The 8177-nt window shown below is 44.7% G+C and carries 7 protein-coding genes and 1 pseudogene; 3 read left to right on the top strand and 5 right to left on the bottom strand.

All coding sequences use genetic code 11. From position 1 onward, the window contains the following. Positions 1 to 90 precede the first annotated feature (90 nt). The 5 genes and pseudogenes from JMF81_RS04495 to JMF81_RS04475 all read right to left on the bottom strand — a co-directional run bounded on the left by JMF81_RS04495 (position 91) and on the right by JMF81_RS04475 (position 3969). Positions 91 to 1203, bottom strand: a complete 1113-nt coding sequence (locus JMF81_RS04495) for a hypothetical protein (RefSeq protein ID WP_201310251.1) — start codon at positions 1201 to 1203, stop codon at positions 91 to 93. A gap of 90 nt (positions 1204 to 1293) precedes the next feature. Further along, a pseudogene (locus tag JMF81_RS04490) lies at positions 1294 to 1516 on the bottom strand (helix-turn-helix domain-containing protein). Positions 1517 to 1755: 239 nt separating this feature from the next. Further along, positions 1756 to 2337 (bottom strand): SOS response-associated peptidase, encoded by a 582-nt coding sequence (locus tag JMF81_RS04485; RefSeq protein WP_201310250.1) that lies wholly within the window; start codon positions 2335 to 2337, stop codon positions 1756 to 1758. A 27-nt stretch (positions 2338 to 2364) separates the two neighbouring features. Next, positions 2365 to 2682 carry a hypothetical protein gene (locus JMF81_RS04480; RefSeq protein WP_201310249.1) on the bottom strand — a complete coding sequence of 106 codons (318 nt, stop codon included), beginning with the start codon at positions 2680 to 2682 and terminating at the stop codon, positions 2365 to 2367. 12 nt (positions 2683 to 2694) lie between these two features. After that, a complete protein-coding gene (locus JMF81_RS04475) occupies positions 2695 to 3969 on the bottom strand; it encodes a DNA polymerase Y family protein (protein ID WP_201310248.1) in 1275 nt (424 codons plus the stop codon). Positions 3970 to 4378: 409 nt separating this feature from the next. Between JMF81_RS04475 and JMF81_RS04470 the strand changes: the two genes are divergently transcribed. The 3 genes from JMF81_RS04470 to JMF81_RS04460 all read left to right on the top strand — a co-directional run bounded on the left by JMF81_RS04470 (position 4379) and on the right by JMF81_RS04460 (position 8175). Continuing rightward, entirely contained in the window at positions 4379 to 5281 is a 903-nt protein-coding gene (locus JMF81_RS04470; RefSeq protein ID WP_201310247.1) for a DUF5688 family protein, read from the top strand. Between the two features lie 36 nt (positions 5282 to 5317). Then, complete coding sequence (gene ligA, locus JMF81_RS04465) at positions 5318 to 7315, top strand: NAD-dependent DNA ligase LigA (RefSeq protein ID WP_201310246.1); 1998 nt, start codon at positions 5318 to 5320, stop codon at positions 7313 to 7315. Positions 7316 to 7485: 170 nt separating this feature from the next. Next, complete coding sequence (locus JMF81_RS04460) at positions 7486 to 8175, top strand: DUF3990 domain-containing protein (protein ID WP_201310245.1); 690 nt, start codon at positions 7486 to 7488, stop codon at positions 8173 to 8175. Positions 8176 to 8177 lie beyond the last annotated feature (2 nt).

Genomic DNA, 8177 nt, shown 5'->3' with positions numbered 1-8177 from the left:
GTCTTTATCTACTACAACCGGATAAGGATATACACTTCAAATCCGGATGGCCTCCCGCCAGCAGCTTACAGGAGACGTCTGGAACAACCGTTAGCAGAAGCTGCTTAATTTTGTGGGTTTAAAGACTGCACAAATATTGACAACTCCAAACATCGAATTAGAATATTCTTCAAATCGTTCTGGATTTTCTAACGCATAATCATGTTCTGCTGAATTAAACCCATTGGCCGTATAATATCCATCAAGATATTTGTAATCTAAAACCGCCTGTTGACTTTTCGTAAATTCCCCGCTTTGTTCAAGCAAAGAGATGATAGTAGTAGCAATTACAACAGAAAACACAACTTTTATAAACTGGACAATCACATTGGTACTTTTGTTTAATGTTCTATTTTTTATCATTGCTTCCAAACGAACAAATTTTATTAAAACGCTCGTAAGAAGCAAACAAAACACATTTACAACTAAGATAATTCCAAAGAAGAATATGCTCATAATCAAGTAGGAAAAATCAAAGCGGTTTGTAAAAGCGTAATACAAATTCAATACAGCCAACAAGGCAAAACACACAATAGAGTAATACCTTACTATGCTGATGATCTGTTCTTTCAATATACGCAAGGTGGAAAAACCCATACTCTTTTTGATGCCGATTCTTTTTAAACTATAAGATGTATAAATACCGTATATTATCAGAATGACAATGAATAAAATGAGAAAATTAAAAAGATTTAACTCTAATATCATACTATATGGAATAGATTCATCTTCATATTCAATTATTTGTGTAGATAGTTGTGTTGCGAGCTGACTTATTTCTTCATCAGATAAATCTGTGTAAAAGATACCGACACTATCCAAAAAATCCTCTTTTGTAAGTTCGTAAAACTGCAATTCGATTGTGCTGGATATGGGTAGCTTTTGTGAAAATTCATCAATGGGATAACAATATAAATCATAAACAGATTTATCTGTCGTAGTAAGTGTATTGTTTATGATTTCTAACTTGTTGTTTGGATAATTCTCAATGAATGTATTGTAAAGTTGATTGAGTATTTCCGGAGATGGTTCTTCAAGCATATAACCACTTAAATTGCCAGTGGCAATATTGTTTTTTTCATATATATTGTAGATTGAGCTATTGAAAATGTATGCGAATAGCAATATCTCAAGGAAAACGAAAATCTTCAAAAAGTTTTTCATACGCTGTATCCCCCTCAAAAAAAATGATGTCCTTCTTAATATTATAGCAGTACGCCTTAAATTTCTGCTATCATAAGTCTTAAAAGTTTTTTAATATTGATTGCTTTCGTTGGTTTCATCCTGCTCCAACTCAATCACATCCAAAATGCCACAATTCAGGGCTTCGCAGATACGAACCAGCGTTTCCATGCTGATATTCTTGCTTTACTCATGTTGGCAATCAAATTCGTGATAGATCGGCGGCACGCAAGTCCTCTTTCCTGATGTTGCGCTCAATCAGCGTATGCCAGAGGGGTTTATAGCTCATGTTCATTTATTCCTCCTGTCTTTTAGCCGTATCCTGCTCGCTTGCATGACCGACCTGGCCTGTCACCTTTACAATAGCATACCCTGTCTTTTGAATATTCACATTATAACAGCTACTATTCAGCCATTCAATAAAATTGTAGTATCCATATATCCCCTCCGTATCCGTCTTCTTAAAATTGGTTTGGATATAACAAAAGCCGTCCATTTTTGAACGGCTTAAATCTTTATGTTGTTTATATCTTTTTAAAATAATCGCATCTGCTCATACTCTGCGTGTGCCTCTAACAGCACTGGCGTCTTATGCAGCAAATATTCTGTCGCCCCGTCATCCAGCACCCAGTCTTTCAGTTCTTCCGGCTCCAAGATCAGCGGCATCCGGTTATGGACCGGCGCCACGGAAGGATTGGCTTCCGTTGTCAGGATAACGAACCTTACCTGATCCTCATACCAGTTATAGCATCCTGCCATGAAAAGAACCGGTGCGTCCTTCCGCTCGTATGAAAATTTCTCCTTGCTTTTATTCCATTCATAAAATCCTCGTGCTGGAATGATGCAGCGCCTGTGCTGCACACTGTCCTGGAAGGTTCTGCGCTCCAGGACGCTTTCTGCCCTTGCATTGATTAGCAGTTTTCCTTTCTCAAACCCTGGAAAGCCCCATTTCATCTGTTCTGCAGCCAGATGATTTCCCTCCCCCTTTAGGATCATAGCATTTTGCGAAGGGAAGACATCCCCGGTGCGCTCTATCTGCAGTTTCCTATCCAGATCCCGCACCAGCTTCTCAATTTCCCTGGCAGTCTCATCATCCACATAATAACGTCCACACATCGGTTTTTTCTCCTTTCGCCTGCAGGCTTATATTCCTTCCCAGCTGATCTTCCAGCAATTTTCCTCAAGATAATAATACAGCCGAAATAGATACTCTTGATTTTCCAGAACCGTACTGCACCGGTATTCCTGGATGGGGATGCCGCAGTAATATTTCTTTTCCTGTGTCAGCACATGGATCTGGCTGATCGTATGAAGCAGACCTTCCTCATCCTGGTACTTGACCAATTTGGGCATGACGGATCCGGTGCTTGTAAACCAGACACCGCATGCAATCTTTTCTAAATCCCTTTTCAACTCCCCCTCATCGGGATTTTGTGTATTTGTACCTATTCCCATACTCATACTTCTTCACCTCTAGTTTACCCTGACTTTCTTATAATCAACAGTCCTTTTTTCCCTTGAGATGCCCCCGCTCATGTGGTCAATCGGACTTCCCACAAATGCCGCCCGCTTTACCGAGTCAATCCCATACCGTCCACGGATCCGGTCCACCGTTGCGTCCATTTTCTCCAGCTTTTCATAATCTGTCGTGTCAAACATATCCAACTGGCGCATGTTGAACCCATCCTTTACCCGGCTGGTGTGGATCCCCAGATGCCGGATGGCTGTCCCGTCCCATAATTGGTCAAAAAGCTGGCAGGCACAGCGATGGATCTCAATGGTAATGTTCGTAGTGTTCCGCAGCGTCATCTGGTGGCTGGCATAACGCAGGTCATGAGATTTGATTCCCACAGCAATCACTTCCGCCCGCACCTTTGCTGCCCGCAGTCTGGTTCCCACCGTCTCCGCCAACGCCAACAACACCAGCTTCGCAGTGGACGCATCCGTTACATCAAAGGCAATGGTGGTGGAGTTCCCGTATCCTTTATTGGCCGGGGCTTCCGACTGTACCACGGATACATCCATCCCGTTGGCAAACGCCCAGATGACCTCCCCGTGCTTTTTCAGATGGACTTTCAGCAGATGCGGCTCCGCATGGGCCAGTTCCCCTATGGTATGGATCCCCAGGTTAAACAGCTTTTTTGCAGTCGCCCTGCCTACAAAGAACAAATCACTCACCGGAAGCGGCCACATTTTATCTTCAATCTCATTATGCCACAGCGTATGCACCCGGTCTGGCTTCTGGAAATCTGATGCCATCTTGGCCAGCAGCTTGTTCTCCGAGATCCCGATATTGACGGTAAATCCCAGCGTATCCCGGATTTGATCTTTCATCCTGTATGCTGCCGTCACCGGATCGCCCCAGAGTCCTTCCGTACCTGTCATATCCACAAAGGCTTCGTCTATCGAGTATTGCTCTACGTCTGGAGAATACCGGCGCAGGATATCCATAAATGCCTTGGAGCACTTTTCATATAGCCCATAGTTAGGCGGAACCAGGATCAACTCCGGACATTTCTGTTTCGCCTCCAGAATAGTTTCTCCCGTTTTTATATGGAACTTTTTGGCCGGAATGGATTTCGCCAATATAATTCCGTGCCTCATTGCCATATCACCGCCAACAGCAGACACCTTTTCCCGCAGATCCTCCTTCCCGCCTAAATGGTGGAGGCGGTAAACAGCTTCCCAGCTCAGAAATGCGGAATTTACATCAATATGAAAAATAACGTTTCTTCTTTCCAAACTCATGTTCGCCTCCTTTTTCTCTTATTATGGCGAACATACGTTCTTTCGTCAAGAGGATTTTTCTGTCAAAACCTGACGTACAAAGGGGGGCTGCTTATTTGTTATGCTATATATAGGTGTGTAAAGCTATTTTTTATTTGACCACCACTATATCTAGTGTTATACTAAATTTGTACCATATATTTTGTGTCTATCCGGAAAGGATTTATCACACGCTGTTTAGGTTTGTAATCAGTCAGAGGGATACTCTGCCATCAGGCAGTACCTTCTGGCTTTTTTTATTTTGCAGAGAACTGCACGCTGTCAGAGAATGAACATTTTGCGTCATTCTCTTTTTTTATGCCTGAACATGGGAAAGGAGGGTTGTTTTTCAATGCTCCGGATGGACATAGTAACAGAAAGGAGAATCAAAATGACTTACAAAGAATTTGAAATGCAAGTAAAAACGTATCTGGAGGAGAACCTCGGTGCTGACGTTACTGTCAGCACATACACGGCAAGAAAGAACAATCAAACCCTCTGCCAAGGTCTTCTCATTGAAGACGCCTCCGATGGAGAGCGTTTCTCAGCATCCCCGGTTATCTATCTGGATGATTTCTATAGCGACTTGTGTAATGGATCATCTTTTGAAGAGATAGCAAAAACCATATATAAGTTATATCGGAACGCCAAGCAGACTGGAGATTTTAAGCTGAAGGACTTAACTAATTTCGAGGAACTGAAGGAAAAAATCATCTATAAATTAATCAATCTGGATATGAACAAGGATCTTTTGGACGATATTCCTTATATCCCGTATCTTGATTTGGCAATCGTTTTCTATTGCTGCATTGCGAACACGGATGAACAGACTGCTGGTTTTCTCATTCATAATTCCCATTTGGATCTCTGGGGAATCCCGCAAAACGAATTATACAAGTATGCCCATAAGAACACTTGCCGACTGTTTCCCTATTCACTTCAGTCGGTATGCGCCACGCTTAACGAAATGTCAGAAAATCTTACCGCCCCATTATCTGTAATGCCGGAGGAAGACCTTCTGGTCTTAACGAATCAAAGCCGTATAGACGGTGCAGCTTGTATCCTGTATGACAATATGTTGGAAAAAATAGCAGAAGTATTACAGGAGGATTTCTATGTAATTCCCAGTAGTATCCACGAGCTTCTGATTCTGCGTAAACATTTGTCTCCAGAAGAAGGAGGTCTTTCAGAGTTAATTACATCTGTCAATCAGACAACCGTGTTGGATACGGACATTCTGTCATCACATCCATACTACTATGACTGTAATTTACATACCTTAAAATGCGCTTAATAATTTATGCGAATCCCAAGAAAGGAGCATCCAATCATGCACCATGTAAAAGAAGTAAAATTGCTTGTAGACAACCTTAACAAACACCGGCACGCCTACTATAACCTGAACACACCGGAAATCTCCGATGCGGAGTATGACCGGATGTACGAGCAGCTGGAAAGTCTGGAAAAGGAGACAGGGATCATCTACTCCAATTCCCCAACCCAGACCGTAGGCTACCCGCCGGTCAGCGAACTGGAGAAAGTACCGCATCCCCATCCGCTTCTGTCTCTGGATAAGACAAAGCAGGTGGAAGATTTATGCCGTTTTTGTGGCAATCACGCAGCTTTGCTTATGCTGAAGCTGGATGGCCTTACGGTAAAACTCACCTATGAAAACGGCTGGCTGGCAGAGGCATCCACACGGGGAGACGGCGAGATCGGGGAAGATATCACCCACAACATTCCCGCCTTTGAGAATGTGCCACTCGCTATCTCTTATAAAGAGCGGCTGGTTGTCACCGGGGAAGCCTTCATACACAGAAAGGATTTTGAACGGCTGAACACCACACTCCGGGACAGAAACGGGGAACCTTATAAAAACGCCCGGAACCTGGCTGCCGGATCTGTGCGGAGCCTGGATCCGGAGAACTGTAAAGGCCGCTGTGTCACCTTCCTTCCCTTCAACGTACTGGAAGGACTGGATAAGGGAGAACACAGCAACAGCCGGGAGGAACGTCTGTATCAGTTATCAAAACTGGGCTTTGGTTCCTGCCCGTATATTCCCCTCAATCCGGATCAGATTTCGCCGGAATATCTGGAGCTTCGTATCCAGGACCTGAAGGAGAAGGCAGAAACACTGGATCTTCCCATTGACGGAATGGTACTGATCTTCGATGACCTGGCTTATTCTGCAAGTTGCGGAAGAACCGGTCACCACTACAAGGACGGACTTGCCTATAAGTTTGAGGATGAAACCTACGAGACTATCCTTCGGAGTATTGAATGGACGCCTTCCCGTTTTGGGGAACTGGCACCTGTGGCAGTCTTTGACACCGTGGAGATTGACGGCTGCTCCGTATCCAGGGCCACGCTTCATAACCTCACCTTTATCCGGGAACTGGAGCTGGTGCCGGGATGCCGTATCCTGGTATCCAAACGGAACATGATCATTCCCCATGTAGAGGAGAACCTGGACCGTGGACATTACCGGGATGCAGCCCCTGCTATCTGCCCGTGCTGCGGCGCTCCAACAGAACTCCATCGAAAAAAAGGAGAAAAAGGACGGATCATTGAAACCGTACACTGCAGCAATCCATCCTGTGAAAGCCAACAGTTGAAAAAATTCGTCCATTTCGTATGCCGGAAAGCCATGAATATTGAAGGGTTAAGTGAGGCTACCCTGGAGAAATTCCTGAATCTGGGATACCTTCAGACCTTCCATGACATCTACCATCTGGATCAGCACCGGGAAGAAATCATCCGGCTGGAAGGGTTCGGGGAGAAATCCTTTGACCGGCTCTGGAACGCAATCCAGGCCAGCCGCAGCACCACCTTTGTCCGCTATCTGATCAGCATGGATATTCCCATGGTAGGCCGTACAAAAAGCCGGGTATTGGATACCGTATTCTCCGGCAGCCTGGATGCCTTCCGGGCGGCTGCTGTGGATGGCTATGATTTCACGCAGTTAGAGGATTTTGGCGCCACCCTGAACCGGAACATCCATGACTGGTTTGCGGATGAAGAAAACCTGGCGCTGTGGGACACGTTACAGAAAGAATTTACATTTGAAGAAAGAAAGGAAGAAACCACTATGACAAAAGACAATGTATTTGCAGGAAAGACAATCGTAGCAACCGGAAAGCTGGAAAACTTTACCCGCTCAGAGATCAACGACCAGATCCTGGCGCTTGGCGCAAAGCCGGGCAGCTCGGTATCCAAAAAGACCGACTACCTGATCTGCGGGGAAAAAGCTGGCAGTAAGCTGGCCAAAGCCCAGGCTCTTGGCGTCACGATCCTGTCAGAAGCAGAGTTTTTAGCAATGATTGCATAAGATTGTACATGATCCACTTGGGGAAGCTGCCTGACAAGCAGCTTCTCCAAAAATTACCTGTCTGGCAGTATGGAAAGGGCAGATACGCTTGTTTTTTTACGCTTGTTTTTTTACGTTGAACATCCCGTTTCCTTTGGGTATAATAGAGGCAAATGGAGGCAATGATGAGTATGAGTATTCAATCCGATGTGGAAATCTTATCTGTACAAGCAGTCGAGTATTACGCACAAAAGCATCATCTGTCTGAAGGGGACGTCTTTGATCTCTTCTGTAAGCATCAGGTTTTTGAAAAAATTCTGATACAGCACGAAACGCTTCATCAGTTAGATATGGAAGAGACTTTTCAATATGTGGAGGAAATCATCAAAGAAAATGCTCTGGAACTGGTACTTTACCACGGTTCCAACATCGCATTTGATGAGATTGACCTGGGAAAATCCCATAATCGCCGTGACTTTGGCCGGGGATTTTACTGTACCGTCTTGGAAAGCCAGGCGGAGGAATGGGCCAAACGTCTTTATCTGCGCTCCCACAAAGGCGGCAGATATGTTTACCGTTACCTGTTCCACCAGACAGAGGACCTGAAGATCAAGCACTTTGCTGCTCTGGATCGGGAGTGGCTGGAGTTTATCAAAGAAAACCGCACGAAAGGCGGCATCCAGCACGCTTATGATGTGGTCGTAGGGCCTGTTGCAGATGACAATACAATGGAGACTGTGCAGTTATACCTGTCAGGTATTTTAAAAGCCGAGGAAGCAGTGGAAAGGCTTCGCTATAATAAAGTCAACAACCAGGTGTCTTTCCATACGCCCCTTGCCCTGGAGCACCTGACGCTGGAATCCCGAAGGGAGGTTTCGTAAAC

This window comes from Anaerostipes butyraticus (genome assembly GCF_016586355.1).
GTDB lineage: Bacteria > Bacillota > Clostridia > Lachnospirales > Lachnospiraceae > Anaerostipes > Anaerostipes butyraticus.
This window is presented reverse-complemented; position numbering and strand designations above follow the sequence as displayed.

Bases quoted from the DNA above. Each gene is read 5' to 3' on its own strand.
- JMF81_RS04495 (WP_201310251.1), bottom strand. From the start codon at position 1,203: ATGAAAAACTTTTTGAAGATTTTCGTTTTCCTTGAGATATTGCTATTC.
- JMF81_RS04485 (WP_201310250.1), bottom strand. From the start codon at position 2,337: ATGTGTGGACGTTATTATGTGGATGATGAGACTGCCAGGGAAATTGAG.
- JMF81_RS04480 (WP_201310249.1), bottom strand. From the start codon at position 2,682: ATGAGTATGGGAATAGGTACAAATACACAAAATCCCGATGAGGGGGAG.
- JMF81_RS04475 (WP_201310248.1), bottom strand. From the start codon at position 3,969: ATGAGTTTGGAAAGAAGAAACGTTATTTTTCATATTGATGTAAATTCC.
- JMF81_RS04470 (WP_201310247.1), top strand. From the start codon at position 4,379: ATGACTTACAAAGAATTTGAAATGCAAGTAAAAACGTATCTGGAGGAG.
- ligA (WP_201310246.1), top strand. From the start codon at position 5,318: ATGCACCATGTAAAAGAAGTAAAATTGCTTGTAGACAACCTTAACAAA.
- JMF81_RS04460 (WP_201310245.1), top strand. From the start codon at position 7,486: ATGAGTATTCAATCCGATGTGGAAATCTTATCTGTACAAGCAGTCGAG.